General features: G+C 68.9%; 14 protein-coding genes. 10 read left to right on the forward strand and 4 right to left on the reverse strand.

Annotated features, from left to right (window positions below; genetic code table 11):
• The first annotated feature begins 7 nt into the window (after nucleotides 1-7).
• Nucleotides 8-574: a hypothetical protein gene (locus ACSQ2G_RS18930; RefSeq protein ID WP_436033491.1), complete on the forward strand. Its 567-nt coding sequence runs from the start codon at nucleotides 8-10 to the stop codon at nucleotides 572-574.
• 4 nt (nucleotides 575-578) lie between these two features.
• Here the strand turns inward: ACSQ2G_RS18930 and ACSQ2G_RS18935 are convergent, their stop codons facing one another.
• Nucleotides 579-1,511, reverse strand: coding sequence for a CPBP family intramembrane glutamic endopeptidase (locus ACSQ2G_RS18935; protein WP_436033493.1), 933 nt, complete (start codon nucleotides 1,509-1,511; stop codon nucleotides 579-581).
• 156 nt (nucleotides 1,512-1,667) lie between these two features.
• Here ACSQ2G_RS18935 and pepN point away from each other — a divergent pair, with 156 nt between their 5' ends.
• The 3 genes from pepN to ACSQ2G_RS18950 all read left to right on the forward strand — a co-directional run bounded on the left by pepN (nucleotide 1,668) and on the right by ACSQ2G_RS18950 (nucleotide 7,309).
• Entirely contained in the window at nucleotides 1,668-4,271 is a 2,604-nt protein-coding gene (gene pepN / locus ACSQ2G_RS18940) for an aminopeptidase N (protein ID WP_436033495.1), read from the forward strand.
• 175 nt (nucleotides 4,272-4,446) lie between these two features.
• The gene (pleC, locus tag ACSQ2G_RS18945; RefSeq protein ID WP_436033497.1) at nucleotides 4,447-6,981 is read left to right on the forward strand and encodes a cell cycle histidine kinase PleC; all 2,535 of its coding nucleotides are present in this window, start codon (nucleotides 4,447-4,449) and stop codon (nucleotides 6,979-6,981) included.
• A 7-nt stretch (nucleotides 6,982-6,988) separates the two neighbouring features.
• Nucleotides 6,989-7,309: a low molecular weight protein tyrosine phosphatase family protein gene (locus ACSQ2G_RS18950; RefSeq protein WP_436033499.1), complete on the forward strand. Its 321-nt coding sequence runs from the start codon at nucleotides 6,989-6,991 to the stop codon at nucleotides 7,307-7,309.
• Here ACSQ2G_RS18950 and ACSQ2G_RS18955 read toward each other — a convergent pair.
• A complete protein-coding gene (locus ACSQ2G_RS18955) occupies nucleotides 7,306-7,821 on the reverse strand; it encodes a hypothetical protein (RefSeq protein WP_436033500.1) in 516 nt (171 codons plus the stop codon). The genes ACSQ2G_RS18950 and ACSQ2G_RS18955 overlap by 4 nt on opposite strands.
• Nucleotides 7,822-7,969: 148 nt before the next feature.
• Here ACSQ2G_RS18955 and pelA point away from each other — a divergent pair, with 148 nt between their 5' ends.
• The 5 genes from pelA to ACSQ2G_RS18980 all read left to right on the forward strand — a co-directional run bounded on the left by pelA (nucleotide 7,970) and on the right by ACSQ2G_RS18980 (nucleotide 13,650).
• Nucleotides 7,970-9,286, forward strand: a complete 1,317-nt coding sequence (gene pelA / locus ACSQ2G_RS18960) for a pectate lyase (RefSeq protein WP_436033502.1) — start codon at nucleotides 7,970-7,972, stop codon at nucleotides 9,284-9,286.
• A gap of 104 nt (nucleotides 9,287-9,390) precedes the next feature.
• Nucleotides 9,391-11,811: a TonB-dependent receptor gene (locus tag ACSQ2G_RS18965; protein WP_436033503.1), complete on the forward strand. Its 2,421-nt coding sequence runs from the start codon at nucleotides 9,391-9,393 to the stop codon at nucleotides 11,809-11,811.
• A 272-nt stretch (nucleotides 11,812-12,083) separates the two neighbouring features.
• Nucleotides 12,084-12,425, forward strand: a complete 342-nt coding sequence (locus ACSQ2G_RS18970) for an ArsR/SmtB family transcription factor (RefSeq protein WP_436033505.1) — start codon at nucleotides 12,084-12,086, stop codon at nucleotides 12,423-12,425.
• 28 nt (nucleotides 12,426-12,453) lie between these two features.
• The gene (locus ACSQ2G_RS18975; RefSeq protein ID WP_436033507.1) at nucleotides 12,454-12,927 is read left to right on the forward strand and encodes an SRPBCC family protein; all 474 of its coding nucleotides are present in this window, start codon (nucleotides 12,454-12,456) and stop codon (nucleotides 12,925-12,927) included.
• Between the two features lie 69 nt (nucleotides 12,928-12,996).
• On the forward strand, nucleotides 12,997-13,650 hold the full coding sequence (locus ACSQ2G_RS18980; protein ID WP_436033509.1) for a glutathione S-transferase family protein: 654 nt from the start codon (nucleotides 12,997-12,999) through the stop codon (nucleotides 13,648-13,650).
• Nucleotides 13,651-13,652: 2 nt separating this feature from the next.
• Here ACSQ2G_RS18980 and ACSQ2G_RS18985 read toward each other — a convergent pair whose 3' ends face one another.
• Nucleotides 13,653-14,279: a glutathione S-transferase family protein gene (locus ACSQ2G_RS18985; protein ID WP_436033511.1), complete on the reverse strand. Its 627-nt coding sequence runs from the start codon at nucleotides 14,277-14,279 to the stop codon at nucleotides 13,653-13,655.
• 93 nt (nucleotides 14,280-14,372) lie between these two features.
• Nucleotides 14,373-14,552, reverse strand: a complete 180-nt coding sequence (locus ACSQ2G_RS18990) for a hypothetical protein (protein ID WP_436033513.1) — start codon at nucleotides 14,550-14,552, stop codon at nucleotides 14,373-14,375.
• 259 nt (nucleotides 14,553-14,811) lie between these two features.
• On the opposite strand from ACSQ2G_RS18990, the gene ACSQ2G_RS18995 reads away from it, so the two are divergent.
• A complete protein-coding gene (locus ACSQ2G_RS18995; protein ID WP_436033760.1) occupies nucleotides 14,812-16,314 on the forward strand; it encodes a spinster family MFS transporter in 1,503 nt (500 codons plus the stop codon).
• The last annotated feature ends 14 nt before the right edge of the window (nucleotides 16,315-16,328 follow it).

Genomic DNA, 16,328 nt, shown 5'->3' on the forward strand with positions numbered 1-16,328 from the left:
CGCGTGCGTGGCCAAGACCGTCTTCCAGCGGAACCAGAAGGTGTGGGTCGAGAGCGTCGGCGCCTGGGCGACGATCGAGAAGATCGTGCCGATCTGGGCCAAGGGCTTCGACGAGCCGGTGCGCGTCACCTACGACGTCGGGCTGGGGCGCGAGTTCCAGGCCCACGAGCTTAAGGCGGAAGACCGCGTCGACGGCGACACCGATACGGCGACAGCGAACTGGCGCATCCTGCGGGCCCGCAACAAGTGGCAGCAAGAGAGCGACTGCCTGCACCACCCCTATCCCGGCACTTATCCGGTCGTGGTCACCGATCCCAACGACTGGGGCGGCTGGCGGACTCCGGGGGCCGAATACGACCGCGATCCGCGCAAGATCGAGTTCCAGGCACGTCTGATCGCCGCCGCGCCGCAATTTCACGCCCTGGCCCGCCAGTTGGTCGAGCTGGCCGCCGACCATCCCGAGGACGCGCCGCCGGCCCTGGTCGCCCTGGCCCAGCGCGCCTCGGCGATCGAGCGAAGCCTGCACGAAGTGCCGGCCGCCGACGCCGCGCCCGGCTTGGTCGAGGCCGGCTGACCCTTTAGCCGAAGACGTCGTCGACCAGCGAGGCTGACTCCGAACGCGTCTTCAAGTTCCCCTTCTTCCAGGCTTGATAGAGCACCGCCACCGCCACGCCCGTGCCGATCACCATGGCCGGGACCGAAGCCTCCGGGCCGAAGGTCCCGCCGCTGAGCCAATCGGGCGCGCCGGCCTTGGGCGTGCTCCGATAAAAGCTCTCCTGCACCGGAATACCCGAGACTCGCGCGCCCCAGATCCAGCCCTGGGTGAAGTTCCAGGCCGCGTGCGCGCCGATCGACACCCACAGGCGGCCGGTCAGCAGGTAGAACGAGGCCAGCATAAGGCCCGCCTCCACCGCGATGGCGATCGCGGCCACGGGCGTGGCGTTGGGATTGGCCAGGTGCAGGGCGCCGAACAGGGCCGCCGACAGGCCCAGCGCCGGCCAGGCCCCGAAGGCCCGCATCAGCAGCCGCAGGACGATCGCCCGGAAGATCAGCTCCTCGAAGACCCCCGAGGCGAGGCCGACATTGATCATCGCCAGCGGCGAGGAGGCCCGCGGTCCCGAAATGTCGTAGAGGCCGAACGCCAGCAGGGCCACGACCACGGCGCTGAGCATCGCCGCGCCGACCACGACGCCGATCACCAATTCGGGCGCGGCCAGCTTCAAGTCCAGTTCGCCAGGCCACCGCCCCTCGGCCAGCTTCACCGCCACGGCGTACAGTCCCAGCCCCACGGCGCTGAGCACCGCGACCAGGACGAGGCTGAGCGGCGTGGCGCTTTCGCCTTGGGCCGGCTCCCCGGCCCGGCTGGCCACGGCGTAGAAAACCATGAAGACCACGAACAGCACCCCGCCCCAGCCCAGCGCCCGCAGCCAGCGCAACGGACCCGGATGCAGGACACGGCGCGAGCCGACGTCCAGGCCAGCCGCCGTTGGTGAAACTTCCGTACGCGACATGAACCAGGTCCCCGAACGCAAGCGGACCTTTGGCGGGTTCGCGCCGGGGTTCAAGTGACGAACAGTTTAGGTGCGACCGCCCGCCCGTCCGGACAAATCGACGATCGGGTCAAGTGCGCCCTCGCCCCGGTCCCCGTCCTTGCCTACATTGCGACCATGCGCACAGACACGCCCCAGCCGGTCCGGCTCTCGGACTATCGCCCGTTTCCGTTCCTGATCGAGACGACCAGCCTGGAGTTCCAGCTGGAGCCCGCCGCGACGCGGGTCAAGGCGACCCTGAGCGTCAAACGAAGCGGCGCGACCGACGAGCCGCTGTTCCTGAACGGCGAGCGTCTGAAGCTGATCTCGGTGGCCATCGACGGCCAGGCGTTGAGCGCCAACCAATACAGCCTCGACGGCGAAGGCCTGACGATCCACCAGGTTCCCGACGCCTTCGACCTGACCACTGAGGTCGAGATCGATCCCTCGGCCAACAAGGCCCTGATGGGCCTCTACATGTCCGGCGGCCGGTTCTGCACCCAGTGCGAGGCCGAGGGCTTCCGGACCATCACCTTCTTCCCCGACCGCCCCGACGTGCTGAGCCGCTTCACCGTGCGGATCGAGGCCGATGCGGCGTTCCCCTACCTGCTGAGCAACGGCAACCTGTGGGAGGGCGGCGAGGTGGACTCCAGCCAGCCTGACGGTCGCCACTACGCCGTCTGGAACGACCCCTTCCCCAAGCCCGCCTATCTGTTCGCCCTGGTGGCCGGCGAGTTGGACGTTCTGGAGGACAGCTTCGTCACCATGAGCGGCCGCACCGTGGCGTTGAAGGTGTTCGTCGACCCCGGCCAGGCTCCGCGCGCCGCCTACGCCCTGGACGCCCTCAAGCGCTCGATGAAGTGGGACGAGGAGGCGTTCGGCCGCGAGTACGACCTGGACCTGTTCATGATCGTCGCCGTCCGCGACTTCAACTTCGGAGCCATGGAGAACAAGGGGCTGAACATCTTCAACAGCTCCCTGCTGCTGGCCGCGCCCGAAACCGCCACGGACATGGACTACGAGCGCATCGAGAGCGTCGTGGCCCACGAATATTTCCACAACTGGACCGGCAACCGCATCACCTGCCGCGACTGGTTCCAGCTGTGCCTGAAGGAAGGCCTGACGGTCTTCCGCGACCAGAGCTTTTCCGCCGACATGCGCGGCGAGGCCGTCCAGCGGATCAAGGACGTCAAGGCCCTGCGCGCCCGGCAGTTCGCCGAGGACGCCGGCCCGCTGGCCCACCCCGTGCGGCCGTCCAGCTACCTGAAGATCGACAACTTCTACACCGCGACGATCTACGAGAAGGGCGCCGAGCTGATCCGGATGCTCAAGACGATCCTGGGCGCCGAGACCTTCCGCAAGAGCCTGGACCTCTACTTCGAGCGCCACGACGGCGAGGCGACCACGGTGGAGGCCTTCATCGCCTGCTTCGCCGACGCCTCGGGCCGCGACATGAGCGACTTCTTCACCTGGTACGAACAGGCCGGCACCCCGGCGGTGTCGCTGACCCACGTCTATGACGAAACCGCCAAGGCGCTGGAGATCGCCCTGACGCAATCGACCGCGCCGACCAACGGCCAGCCGGTCAAGCGCGCCCTGCCCGTGCCGGTGACCATCGGCCTGCTCGACGGCGAGGGCGAGGTGCTGCGTGACAGCGAGGTGGTCCTGCTGGACGCGCCCGCCACGACCGTTCGCTGGGAGGGCGTGGAACGCGCGCCCGTGATCTCGGCCCTGCGCGGCTTCTCGGCGCCGGTCAACCTGACCACCGACACCCGGCCCGTCGACCGCTACGTGCAGTTCGCCGCCGACCCGGATCTGTTCAACCGCTGGGAGGCCGGCCAGACCCTGGCCCGGGAGCTGATCCTCGGCCGCGCCGCCGACGCGGCCAACGAGGTGGGCGAGGAGCGCTATGCCGACGCCCTGGGCAAGGCCCTGGTCGACGAGGCCTCGGATCCAGCCTTCAAGGCGCTGTTGCTGGCCCTGCCCACCGAGGGCGACCTCAGCCTGGCGGTCGATCCGGTCGATCCCGCCGCGATCCATGCGGCCCGCGGCCACCTGAAGACCATCATCGCCGTCCACCTGGGCGACCTGCTGCGGCGGCTGCACGGCGACCTGCAGAGCGGTGGCGAGTTCTCGGTCGACGCCCGAGCCGCGGGCAAGCGCGCCCTGCGCAACGCCTGCTGCGACCTGTTGGCGGCCGACCCGCACGCGGTGAATGTCGAGCGCGTGGTCGGCCACTTCGAGAGCGCCGCCAACATGACCGACGCCATGGGCGGGCTGTCGGCCCTGGTGGCGATCGGCGGCGCGCCGGCCGAGAAGGCCCTGGCCGCCTTCCACGCCCAGTGGCGGCGCGAGCCGCTGGTGCTGGACAAGTGGTTCGCCGCCCAGGCCCGCGACCCGGGCGAGGGCGCGATCGGCCGGATCCTGGCCCTGACCGCCCATCCCGACTTCGACGCCGGCAACCCCAATCGCCTGCGGGCCCTGGTCCAGGGCTTCGCCAGCGGCAATCCGGCCCGCTTCCACGACGAGACCGGGGCCGGCTATCGCTTCCTGGCCGACCAGATCCTGGCGGTGGACGGCTTCAACCCGATGACCGCCGCCCGACTGGTCGAACCGCTGGGCGCCTGGCGGCGCTACGTGCCCGAACTGGGCGCCCTGATGCGGGAGCAACTGGAGCGCATTCGCGACCACGTCGGCCTGTCGAAGAACGTCCTGGAGCTGGTTTCCCGCGCCTTGGATTGATGATCCGGCTCCCGCTGGCGCCGAGCTTGAGATGATTCTTCGGCGCCACAGTTGCGACTAAAGGGCTCATCTCCGGCCAAAACCACGGTTCGGCGGTGACGCGGCCCTTTGGCGTGCGGTAGATTCACCATGTCGGCGAAGTGACTCGCCAAGCGTTTCTCGGGAGCATTGGGCGTTGGAGCGTGGCGGGGCGAGAACCGGGAGGCTGGCGGGGGCCGGTCTTTCGGCGGCGGGCGCGGCCCGCTCGCGCGCCGCGCGGTCGCCGTCCCAGGCCTATGTGCGCCTAGCGATTCTGGCCGCCCTGCTGCTGCTGGCCGTCTACACCGCCTTCGGGATCAGCCGGCTCAAGGACGAGGCCAATGCGCCACCTGGCGGCGTGGGTCTGTCCGCCCAGGCCAAGCTGGTCGCCGCCGCCGCCGAAACCAACCTGGCGGCCCAGCGGGCCGGTCTCTCGGCCGCTTCCGACCTGCTGCAGCGAGACGCCAGCGCGCCCATTGATGCGGCCGAGACCGCCCTGCGCGCCGCCGGGGGAGAGGCCATGGCCGTGGCGGTGGTCAGCCCCACGGACGTGCTGGCGGTCGCCGGCCGCGACCCTTCCGCCGACTGGAAGGCCGCCGCCCGCGCGGCCGGCGCCTCGGGCCGCAGCCTGTGGATCGGCGGCGGGACCACCGGCCGCCTCTACGTCGTGATGGCCACGCCGGTGGCCGGCGGCCGCGGCTTCGTCATCGCCTCCAGCGATCCGGTTCGCCTGGTCGCCGAACCGGTCAAGGGCGCGGTCAGCGCGCTGATGCTGGCTGACGGCCGGATCCTGGCCTCCAGCGGTCGGTCGATCCAGGGCGCGACCAACCTGCACGAAGCCTTCTCGCTGTCCCTCGACGATCTGGGACCAGGCCCGTCGGCCCTGCGCGGCCAGTCGGTCGACGGCCAGACCCTCGACGTGGCGATCCAGCCGCTGGCCCAGGGCGACCTGCTGGCCGCCGCCGGCGCTCGGCCGCGCACCGTGGCCAATATCGACCGCCAGATCATGGAAGGCGCGTTCTCGCTGCTGGCCCCCTTGGCCGTCGGCATCGCCCTGGCCCTGATGCTGATGCTGCAGAGCCGCCGGGTCGAAACCGCCCAGAAGGAGTTCGTCGACAGCGAGCAGCGCTTCCGCCTCGCCGTCGAGGCCGCCCGCTGCGGCATCTGGGAATGGGAGCTGGGCGCCGACCAGGTGTTCATGTCCGACGTCACCGGCGCGATGTTCGGCTGGGGCGGGGGCGGCGTGGTGCCCGGCCAGGAACTGCTGGACCGCGTCTCGGTCGACCATCGCGACAAGGTCCGCCAAGCCCTGGCCAACGCCGCGACCTATGGGGCCTTCGACGTTTCGTTCCGGGTGCCGGCCCGCGACGGCGGTCGCGCCATCTGGATCGACGCCCGCGGCCAGGGCTTCGGCAAGCCCGGCGAGGACGGCTATTCGCGGATCATCGGCGTGGCGCTGGACGTCACCGAGGAACGCCTGGCCCAGGCCCGCGCCCAGGCCGCCGAGAACCGCCTGCGCGACGCCATCGAAAGCGTGTCCGAGGCCTTCGTGCTCTGGGACCGCCAGGGCCGGTTGTTGATGTGCAACCGCAACTACCGCAACGTCTTCAACCTCGAGCCCAAGCTGCTCAAGCCCGGCGCGCCGCGCAACGAGGTCAATCGGTTCGCGGCCCTGGCGATCAAGCAGGACCAGCCCGCCCCCGACGGCGCCAAGGGCGTGCGCGAGGCCGAGCTGAACGACGGCCGCTGGATCCAGATCAGCGAACGGCGCACGGCCGAGGGCGGACTGGTGATGACCGCCGCCGACATCACCGCCATCAAGAACCAGGAAGAGGCCCGCCGCCTCAACGAGGAGCAGCTGCAATACGCCGTCGCCGGCCTGGAGCGTTCGCAGGAACAGCTGGCCGAGCTGGCCCGCAAGTACGAGATGGAGAAGGTCAAGGCCGAGGGCGCCAACAAGGCCAAGAGCGAGTTCCTGGCCAACATGTCGCACGAGCTGCGCACGCCGCTGAACGCCATCAACGGCTTCTCCGAGATCATGATGAACGAGATGTTCGGGCCGCTCGGCGACCAGCGCTACAAGGGCTACAGCCTCGACATCCACAATTCCGGCCAGCACCTGCTGGCCCTGATCAACGACATCCTCGACATGTCCAAGATCGAGGCCGGCAAGATGAACCTGAAATTCGAGCCGCTGAATCTGGAAGATGTCACCGAGGACGCCGTGCGCCTGGTGCGCAACCGCGCCGAGGCCGCCGGCCTGAAGCTGGAGATCGACTTCCCCGTCCTGCCCGAGGTCGAGGCCGACTATCGCGCCGTCAAGCAGGTGCTGCTGAACCTGCTGTCCAACGCCATCAAGTTCACCCCGCGGGCCGGCCGGGTCACCGTCCGGGCCGAGGTGCGCCGCGATCCGCTGGGCGAGCGCGTGCGGGTCTCGGTCACCGACACCGGCATCGGCATCGCCGCCGAGGATCTGACCCGCCTGGCCAAGCCGTTCGAGCAGGTCGAGAGCCAGCACGCCAAGACCACCCAGGGCACGGGCCTGGGCCTGGCCCTGACCAAGTCCCTGGTCGAGATGCACGACGGCGCGCTGGAGATGACCTCCTCCCCGGGCGAAGGCACCACGGTCAGCTTCATCCTGCCGATCAACCAGAGCGGCCTGACGTCCCTGCGCGACTTCGCGGCGGCCTGACCTTCGCGTGAAGAGGGTCCTGTTCGTCTGCAGCCAGAACAAGCTGCGCAGCCCCACCGCCGAGCAGGTCTTTTCGACCTGGCCCGGCGTCGAGGCGACCTCGGCCGGGACCAACCACGACGCGGAAGAGCCCTTGACCGGGGAACTCGTCGAATGGGCCGACCTGATCTTCGTGATGGAACGCGCCCATCGCAACAAACTGTCCAAGCGCTTCAAACGGCACATCAAGGGGCGGGTGATCTGCCTGAACATCCCCGACGACTACGCCTTCATGGACCCGGCGCTGGTAACCCTGCTCAAGGCCCGGGTCACCCCGCACCTACCCTAGGTTCGTCGCCAGGCCAGCATTTGCGGATAGGCCGGCGCGCCCATCGCCTTGGCGCGATGCGGCTCATGGGTCAGGCCCCACATCGCCAGCATCGGCGCCCCGACATAGCCGCCTCGGCTGAAAGTCTCGGCCAGCCACGCGCCTTCGCCGTGGTAGCCGCCCTCGTGGAACGGCACTGACGGGTCCAAGCCCAGGTGGGTCGCGGCGGCGAAGGACCAGGCCAGGGCCGCCATCTCCTCGCCGGGATCGTCGGACACGCCCTCGTCCCGGCGCGCGGGATCACCGCAGGCGACATGCCCGGCCTCGTGCAGCAGGTCGCCGGGCCAGGCCAGGCGCGACGGATCGACTCGCAAGCCGCCGTCCACCACCGCTATGCCTGGCAGGAAGGTCCCGTCCTCCAGCGTGGCGCCCTCGACCGGGATCCCGATCGAACGCAAAAACGCGGCGATCCGAGCGACCAGCGGATCGGCGAAATCGTCGGCCAAGAGCGTCGTCCCGTCTGGCGTCGCCATCGCGTCCTTCCCGTGCGGTACGATGAAAGCCGGTTCGGGACCATCCGTAAACTCGACTGTCGCTGGACTGAAAAATGGGGTGCGTTCCGGCGCCTTTGGACGGACGTTCCGCATACGGTCGAGCTCGGCCGAATGTCGGACGCCACGCATGACCTTCCGCCCCTTCTCCACCGCCCTCGCTCTTGGCGTCGTCCTGCTGTGCGGCGCCAGCCACGCCGCCGTGATCGGGACCAACACCCCCGCCCAGGCGATCAGCGCCGCGCGGATCGACGCCTTGCCCGCCCAGGATCGAGACGCCTGGAAGGCCTATCTGGCGCGCTCCGAAAGGCAGAACCTGGCCGACCGCGCCGCCCTGGCCGCCGAGCTGAAGCCGGGCCAGCCGGCGCCGCCGCCGCCCGCGGAAGGTCCCGGCGGCCGCAAGGCCATGCCGCTTGACCGCGACGCGGCCTGGTACGCCACACCCGAGGCCCGCCACATCGCCGACGTCATCGTCAGCTTCCAGACCCCGGCCGGCGGATGGAGCAAGAACCAGCCGCGCACCGGCGCCCTGCGCCAGCCGGGCCAGCCCTACGCCGCCGACAACGTCTCCAAGCACCTGGGTGTGGACGACTTCGACACGCCGCGCGATCCGCGCTGGAACTATGTCGGCACGCTGGACAACGACGCCACCATCACCGAACTGCGCTTCCTGGCCCGCGTCGCCGGCCAGGCGCCGGGCGCGGAAGGCGAGGCCTGGCGGGCCAGCTTCCTGCGCGGCGTCCGCTACCTGCTGGCGGCCCAGTTCCCGAACGGCGGCTGGCCCCAGGTCTGGCCGCTGGAGGGCGGCTATCACGACGCCATCACCTATAACGACGACGCCGTCACCGAGGCCGCCGAGCTGCTGACCGACGTGGCCAACGGCCAGGGCGACTACGCCTTCGCCCCGGCCGACCTGCGACGGCAGGCCGCCTCGGCGGCCGACCGCGCGGTGGCCTGCGTCCTGGCCACCCAGGTCGTCGTCGACGGCAAGCGCACGATCTGGGCCCAGCAGCACGACGCCCTGACTCTGGAGCCGGTCGCGGGCCGCAACTTCGAACCGGCCGAACTCTCGACCGAGGAAAGCGCCGACCTGCTGCTCTATCTGATGAGCCTGCCGAACCCGTCGCCGGACCTGGTGGCGGCGGTTCACGCCGGCGCCGACTACCTGGCCGCCCACGCCCTCTATAGCCAGGCCTGGACCGGCGGTCGCGACACCGAGGGCGGCCGCCGCCTGACGCCGAAGCCCGGGGCCGGCCCGCTCTGGGCCCGCTACTACGCCCGGGCCACCAACACCCCGGTGTTCGGCGACCGCGACAAGACCCTCCATGACGACGTCAACGAGCTGAGCCTGGAGCGTCGAAATGGCTACGCCTGGTTCAACACCAGCCCAAAAAAGGCGCTGGACGCCTACGCCGTCTGGAAAAAAGCCCATCCGACGGCCGGCTGAGGCGGCGTCACGAACCCGTCGCCAAACCCTCGCCGAAGCGTCGCAGGCTTGCCCTAACACCCCGGACCTTGAACGCCCGACAGGGGCGGAGGTCGGAGGGTTCCATGCTCATCAAATCTGCTCGCCACGTCCTGCTGGCGGCGAGCGCGCTCGGCGTGCTGGCGATCGCTTCGGTCGCCCAGGCGGCGGACGCCCCGCCCCCGGCCGCGGTCGAGCCGGCCGCCGAACCCGCCGACGCCGTCGACCAGCTGCTGGTCACCAGCCTGTCGACCACCCGCTCGGCCGTGCAGCTCAGCGGTTCGGAAATGCAGAAGATCCTGCCCGGCCTGTCGCCGCTGAAGGCCATCCAGACCCTGCCGGGCGTGCTGTACGTCACCGCCGATCCGTGGGGTAACAACGAGCAGAACACCTCGCTGTTCATCCATGGCTTCAACGGCCAGCAGCTGGGCTACACCCTGGACGGCGTGCCGCTGGGCGACCAGAGCTACGGCAACTACAACGGCCTGTCGCCACAGCGCGCGGTGATCAGCGAAGCGGTCGGCAAGGTCATCCTGTCGTCGGGGGCCGGCTCGCTGGGCACCGCCTCGACCAGCAATCTCGGCGGCGCCGTCGAGACCTTCACCAGCGACCCGCGCGCCCAGTTCGGCGGCCAGCTGAACGAGACGGTCGGCAGCTACGCCACCACCCGCACCTTCCTGCGCGTCGACACCGGCACGTTCGGCGGCAACAACACCGCCTACTTCGCCTACGCCCACCAGGACGCCCGGGCCTGGGACTTCCGCGGCCACCAGGGCGGCGATCAGGCCAACCTGAAATATGTGCGCGACGGCGAGGCCGGCAAGCTGACCTTCTATCTGTCCTATTCCGACAAGATCGAGCCGAACGAGGACGGCACCACCCGCTACATCCCGGGCCGCGCCGGCAAACCTTACGACAGCTATCAGCCCTACACCCGGCCGTTCTTCTATCCCGATTTCCACGCGGCGCTGGACTATCTGGACGCCGCCGGCAACTACCCCGCCTCGGAAGGCGAGAATTACCGCAACTATTTCAGCGCCGCCCAGCGCACCGACTATCTGAGCTACCTGAAGTACGACGCCAAGCTGTCCGACAACGTCACCTGGTCCAACCAGGTCTATTATCACGACGACCATGGCCGCGGCATCGTCGCCGGCCCGATCCGGGTGGCGGGCCTGCCGGCCCTGTTCAACTTCTACTTCCCGGGCCAGGACCTGAAGAAGGTGTTCGGCAATTCAGGCTACGCCACCCGCACCACCGAGTACCAGATCGACCGGCTGGGCGGGATCTCGACCCTGAACGCCACGGTCGGCGACCACCAGATCGAGGCCGGCTTCTGGTACGAGCACAACAAGTCGTCGGCCTATCGCCGCTGGTACCCGTTCGACATCAACCACCCGACCACGCCCTACGACGTGCCGACCGGCTGGCTGATCACCCAGTACGGCAGCGAGATCGACAACAAGGTCTACCAGTTCTACGTCCAGGACCAATGGCGCATCCGCGAGAACCTGGTGCTGCAGGGCGGCTTCAAGAGCAGCGTGCAGGACGCCACCGGCGCGGTGCCGGTGCAGCCGATCGTCGGCTCTCTGGTCAACTCCACCGGCCTGCCGGTCGGCAACATCAAGACCAAGGAATGGTTCCTGCCGCAGCTGGGCGCGGTCTGGACCCTGGACGGCGGCATGGAAGCCTTCGTCAACGTCCAGAAGAACCTGCGCCACTTCCAGACCTATGGCGGCGGCGGCCTGTCGCCGTTCAGCCTGGGCAGCCAGGCGGCCTTCGACCAGTTCAAGCGGACCGCCGAACCTGAAACCGCCTGGACCTACGAGGCCGGGGTACGGGGCAAGCGCGAGATCGCCCTGGGCCCGATCACCGGGATCGACGGCCAGCTGAGCGTCTATCACACCGACTTCAGCAACCGCCTGCTGGGCGTGGCCCCATCGGCGGCGGCGATCTCGATCATCGGCGGCGCGGCCATCGTCCAGAACGTCGGCGCGGTGAAGACCGATGGCGTCGACCTGGCCCTGACCCTGCAGCTGGGCGACCACTTCTCGTTCTACGACGCGGTCTCCTACAACCGCTCGGTCTATCAGGACGACTATACCAGCGGCTCGACCACGGTCGGCGGCGTGGTGACCCCGACGGTCGTGCACATCGCCGGCAAGAAGGTTCCCGGTAGCCCCGAATGGATGAACAAGTTCGTGGCCAGCGCCAATTTCGGCGCGTTCGAGGCCCAGCTGATCGGCGACTATGTCGGCGAGCGCTTCGCGACCTACACCAACGACCTGAAGGTCGACAGCTACATGCTGCTGAGCCTGCAGGTCAGCTACGACTTCCAGACCCCGGCCAACTGGCCGATCGATAACCTGAAGCTCAGCGCCAACATCACCAATCTCGGCCAGAAGAAGGGCGACCTGAACGTCACGGTTTCGCAGCCGGCCGGCAGCTACTCGACCTTCCCGATCCCGCCGCGCCAGGGGTTCGTCACCCTGTCCACGCGGTTCTAGGGCAAGTCGCGCGATAGGGAAATCGCGCGACTTGCCCTAGACTTTTGTTTTCGCATCGCTTTTGCGGAAAACCGGTGTCCACTTTTCCGCGCGATGCTCTAGCGTCGAGCGGCCCGCCGCCCCGATCCTCCCCTTCGGCCGGCGGGCCAGGCTCGCGTCGAACGCCCCGGACCTTGCGTCCGGGGCGTTTTTTTCGTCGAGCGAACCACGATACTTAGGCAATCGACAAACTATCTCTTGACGCCGAACGCGACCCGACGATACTTAGGCACATGACTAACCAACAACCCTCGCTCGACCTGATGTTCCAGGCGCTGGCCGATCCCAGCCGGCGCAGCATCGTCGAGCGGCTCTGCGCCGGCCCGGCCTCGGTCAGCGAACTGGCCCAGCCCCTGGCCATGTCCCTGCCCTCGGTGATGCAGCACCTGCAGCTGCTGGAGGGCAGCGGCCTGATCCGCTCGGAGAAGGTCGGACGGGTGCGGACCTGCCGCCTGGAACCGGAGGCGCTCAGCGCCGCCGAGACCTGGATCAACGAACGCCGCGTGCTCATGGAACGCAAGCTCGACCGCCTGGGGGAGTATCTGCGCGCCACGGCCGGCGACGAAGAAGACTGACCTTCAACACACGCAAGAGGATACGACCATGACCGAACGCTCCGTCGTCCACGCCACCTTCGTCATCAACCGGGTCTACGACGCCTCGCCGGCCCGGGTGTTCAAGGCGTTCTCCAATTCCGAGGCGCGCGACCGCTGGTTCGTGAAGTCCGAGGGCTGGCCGGTGGCCGAATATACCTACGACTTCCGGGTCGGCGGCCAGGAGCACGGCCGCTTCAGCCCCGACGGCAAGATGACCATTCTCAACGAGACCACCTACTGGGACATCGTCCCGGACCAGCGGATCATCAGCGCCTACGCCATGGACATCGAGGGAAACCGCATCTCGGTGTCGGTCGCCACGATCGAGCTGAAGCCCGAGGGCAAGGGCACGCGCCTGACCTACACCGAGCAGGGCGCGTTCCTGGACGGCTACGACATCCCCGCCCAGCGCGAGGCCGGATGCCGCGACCTCTACGAAAAGCTGGCGGCCGAGCTGGAGCGCCAGGGCGAAGACGCCTGACGCCCTACCCGCGCCAATGACCGGGGGCACGTCCAAGGGCGTGTCCCCGACCCGATCCCCGGAGATCCCATGTCCCTGACGCTGCACATGCACCCACTGGCCTCGTACTGCTGGAAGGTGCTGATCGCCCTTTACGAGAACGACACGCCGTTCGAGGCCCATCTGGTCGACCTGAGCGACCCCGCGGTGGTCGCCGCGTTCAAGGCGCTGTGGCCGACGGCCAAGATGCCGCTGCTGGTCGACAAGGCTCGCGACCGCACGGTTCCGGAAACCTCGATCATCATCGAATACCTGCAGGCCGCCTATCCCGGCCCAGTGCGGTTCATCCCCGACGAGCCGGAAGCCGCCCTGCGGGTGCGGCTGCTGGACCGCCTGTTCGACAACTATGTCCAGGAGTCGATGCAGAAGATCGTCGGCGACCGGATCCGGCCGGCCGAGGCCAAGGACCCGCACGGCGTCGCCCACGCCCGGGCCCAGTTGGCCATGGCCTACGACCTGCTGGAGACCCAGCTGGCGGGGCGGCCCTGGGCGGCGGGCGAGGCGTTCAGCCTGGCCGACTGCGCGGCGGCCCCGGCCCTGTTCTACGCCAACAAGGTGGCGCCGCTGGGCGAGGCCCATCCCGTCGTCTCGGCCTATCTCGACCGCCTGCTGGCCCGCCCGTCGTTCGCGCGGGTGCTGCAGGAGGCCGAGCCCTATTTCGCGATGTTCCCGGCGCAGGACTGAGTTCAGGCCAGGCTGTCGGCTTCCCAGGCCAGGAACTCCGGCGTTTCCAGCAGGCGCTCGGCATAGGCGCCGGCCGGACCGGTGTCGCCGTAGTCCGACAGGTGGACGCCATAGGTGCGGAACCGGGTCGCCACCGGGGTGTAGAAGGCGTCGGCGATCGACCAGTCGCCCAGCAGGAACGGTCCGCCCGAGCGCTTGAGCAGCTGGTTCCAGCGCTCGACGATCTTGCGCACGTCCTTCTGGGTGGCCTCGGAGATCGCCACGACCCGCGGCGTTTCCTCCAGCGCCATCGGGCATTCGCCGCGCAGCGAGGTGAAGCCTGAATGCATCTCGGCCGCCGCCGACCGGCCCAGGGCCCGCGACGCGGTGTCGTCGGGCCACAGCTTGGCGGCCGGGAACGTCTCGGCCAGGTATTCGCAGATCGCCAGGGAATCCCAGATCGCCAGGTCGCCGTCCTTGAGCACCGGCACCAGGTGGCTGGGCGAATGCCTGGCGATCTCGGTCTCGGAGGTCCCGGCCTGGCGCAGCTCGACCACGGTCTCCTTGAACGGCTGCCCGGTGCGCTTCAGCGCCAACCAGGGACGCAGCGACCAGGTGGACCACTTCTTGGTGCCGACGACGAGTTCCATGGCGAATCTCCTTGGCGAGCGACCATTGGGCGAGCGAGCGTTGGCCAGGGCTTAGCCTGACCGCCAGCCCGGGACAACGCCGCGCGCCCTCGCCTAGTCGTTTTCGCCGGCCGGCGCTCGCGGAAAGACATAGGCCCAGGGGTGCGGTTCGGCGGGCGGGCCGGGGTCGCGGGCCAGGGCGCGGAGCGTTCGGGCGCGGTTCAGCTCCTCGAACGGAACGATCTCGGCGGACCGGGCGACCGGCGCGGGACGTGGGCGGGGCAAGGCGTGCATGGCGGACCTCGTGCAAGACCGTCTGTCGCGGCCATGGGCCCATTGAAGACCTTCGCGCCTGAACGGACCTGGGCGCTCTCGTTGTCCAGCGTTCATCAACGCGCCGCCAAACCGCCGCGATTTCCCCTCTGGCCTTGGCGCTTCCGTTACGTCTACAGTCGGCCCAACGATTAGAACAAATGTTTGAAGGGAGAGGCCGAGGATGGCGCAGGCGAAGACGCCGGGCGGCGCGAAGCCGCCATTGTCGCAAGCCGGCGCGATGCCGCCAGTTTCGCAAGCCGGCGCACAGCCGCTGTATTCGAAGGGCTACAAGGCCGCGGTGCTGGGGCTCCTGCTCGCCACCTACACCTTCAACTTCATCGACCGCACGATCATCGCCACCATCGGCCAGGCCATCAAGGTCGACCTCAAGCTGACCGACACCCAGCTGGGCCTGCTGGGCGGCCTGTACTTCGCCCTGCTCTACACCCTGCTGGGCATTCCGATCGCCCGGATGGCCGAGCGCTGGAACCGGGTGACGATCATCTCGATCTCGCTGGTCATCTGGTCGGGCTTCACGGCCCTGTGCGGCAGCGCCTCCAGCTTCGCCCAGCTGGCCCTCTACCGCTTCGGCGTCGGGGTCGGCGAGGCCGGCTGCTCGCCGCCCAGCCACTCGCTGATCAGCGACTATTACGCGCCCAAGCAGCGCGCCTCGGCCCTGTCGATCTATTCGTTCGGCATTCCCCTGGGCACGATGTTCGGGGCGGTGGCCGGCGGCTGGCTGGCCCAGGAGTTCAGCTGGCGCGTGGCCTTCGTGATCGTCGGCCTGCCCGGCATCCTGCTGGCCGTGCTGGTCAAGCTGATCGTCAAGGAGCCGCCGCGCGGCCATTCGGAGGTCAAGGAACGGCCGCTGGAGGCCGAGGACGTGGTTGTCGAGCCGGCCAAGCCGCCGTTCTCGCTGGTCAATGAGTTCAGGGAACTGGGCGCGGTGATGGCCGTGCTGTTCGGCAAGTGGCCGGTGCTGCACATGATGCTGGGCGTGACCATCGCCTCGTTCGGCTCGTACGGCTCCGGAGCGTTCGTACCGCCCTACTTCGTCCGCACCTACGGGCTGGGCCTGGCCCAGGTGGGCCTGATCGTCGGCCTGATCGGCGGCTTCTCGGCCGGGGTCGGCACCCTGGTCGGCGGCTTCCTGACCGACTGGTCGGGCAAGCGCAGCGCCAAGTGGTACGCCCTGGTGCCGGCCCTGGGCCTGCTGATCTGCACCCCGATCTACATCACCGCCTACCTGCAGACCAACTGGCAGACCACCGCCCTGATCCTGCTGGTCCCGGGCATCTTCCACTATACCTATCTGGCCCCGACCTTCGGCGTGGTCCAAAACTCGGTCGAGCCGCGCCGCCGGGCGACGGCCACGGCCCTGCTGTTCTTCTTCCTCAATTTGATCGCCCTTGGCGGCGGGCCGGTGTTCACCGGCTGGCTGATCGACCACCTGGCGCGGTTCCACTTCAACCATCCGGAGGCCTCCTCGATCTTCCACGCCCTGGGCGGGTCGTTCACCGACCCCGGCGCGGCCAGCTTCACCGCCCAGTGCCCGGGCGGCCTGGCTCCCAAGGGCTCGCCCGCCGACCTGGCCAAGGCCTGTCACGGCGCCATGGCCCGGGCGACCCAGCAGGGCATCATCGTCTCGCTGTGCTTCTACGCCTGGGCCGCCCTGCACTACGCGCTGGCGGCGATCGGCATGGTCAAGCACATGCGGGAGCGGGCGGCGGCGCAGGCCTAAATTCCTCCCCCTGT

Source organism: Caulobacter sp. LjRoot300 (genome assembly GCF_964253875.1).
Classification (GTDB): Bacteria; Pseudomonadota; Alphaproteobacteria; order Caulobacterales; family Caulobacteraceae; genus Caulobacter.

What these genes read in the sequence shown, in the direction of transcription:
- ACSQ2G_RS18990 (WP_436033513.1), bottom strand. Translation starts at nt 14,552, where the DNA reads ATGCACGCCTTGCCCCGCCCACGTCCCGCGCCGGTCGCCCGGTCCGCC.
- ACSQ2G_RS18985 (WP_436033511.1), bottom strand. Translation starts at nt 14,279, where the DNA reads ATGGAACTCGTCGTCGGCACCAAGAAGTGGTCCACCTGGTCGCTGCGT.
- ACSQ2G_RS18935 (WP_436033493.1), bottom strand. Translation starts at nt 1,511, where the DNA reads ATGTCGCGTACGGAAGTTTCACCAACGGCGGCTGGCCTGGACGTCGGC.
- ACSQ2G_RS18955 (WP_436033500.1), bottom strand. Translation starts at nt 7,821, where the DNA reads ATGGCGACGCCAGACGGGACGACGCTCTTGGCCGACGATTTCGCCGAT.
- ACSQ2G_RS18995 (WP_436033760.1), top strand. Translation starts at nt 14,812, where the DNA reads ATGCCGCCAGTTTCGCAAGCCGGCGCACAGCCGCTGTATTCGAAGGGC.
- ACSQ2G_RS18975 (WP_436033507.1), top strand. Translation starts at nt 12,454, where the DNA reads ATGACCGAACGCTCCGTCGTCCACGCCACCTTCGTCATCAACCGGGTC.
- ACSQ2G_RS18965 (WP_436033503.1), top strand. Translation starts at nt 9,391, where the DNA reads ATGCTCATCAAATCTGCTCGCCACGTCCTGCTGGCGGCGAGCGCGCTC.
- ACSQ2G_RS18970 (WP_436033505.1), top strand. Translation starts at nt 12,084, where the DNA reads ATGACTAACCAACAACCCTCGCTCGACCTGATGTTCCAGGCGCTGGCC.
- ACSQ2G_RS18980 (WP_436033509.1), top strand. Translation starts at nt 12,997, where the DNA reads ATGTCCCTGACGCTGCACATGCACCCACTGGCCTCGTACTGCTGGAAG.
- pepN (WP_436033495.1), top strand. Translation starts at nt 1,668, where the DNA reads ATGCGCACAGACACGCCCCAGCCGGTCCGGCTCTCGGACTATCGCCCG.
- pelA (WP_436033502.1), top strand. Translation starts at nt 7,970, where the DNA reads ATGACCTTCCGCCCCTTCTCCACCGCCCTCGCTCTTGGCGTCGTCCTG.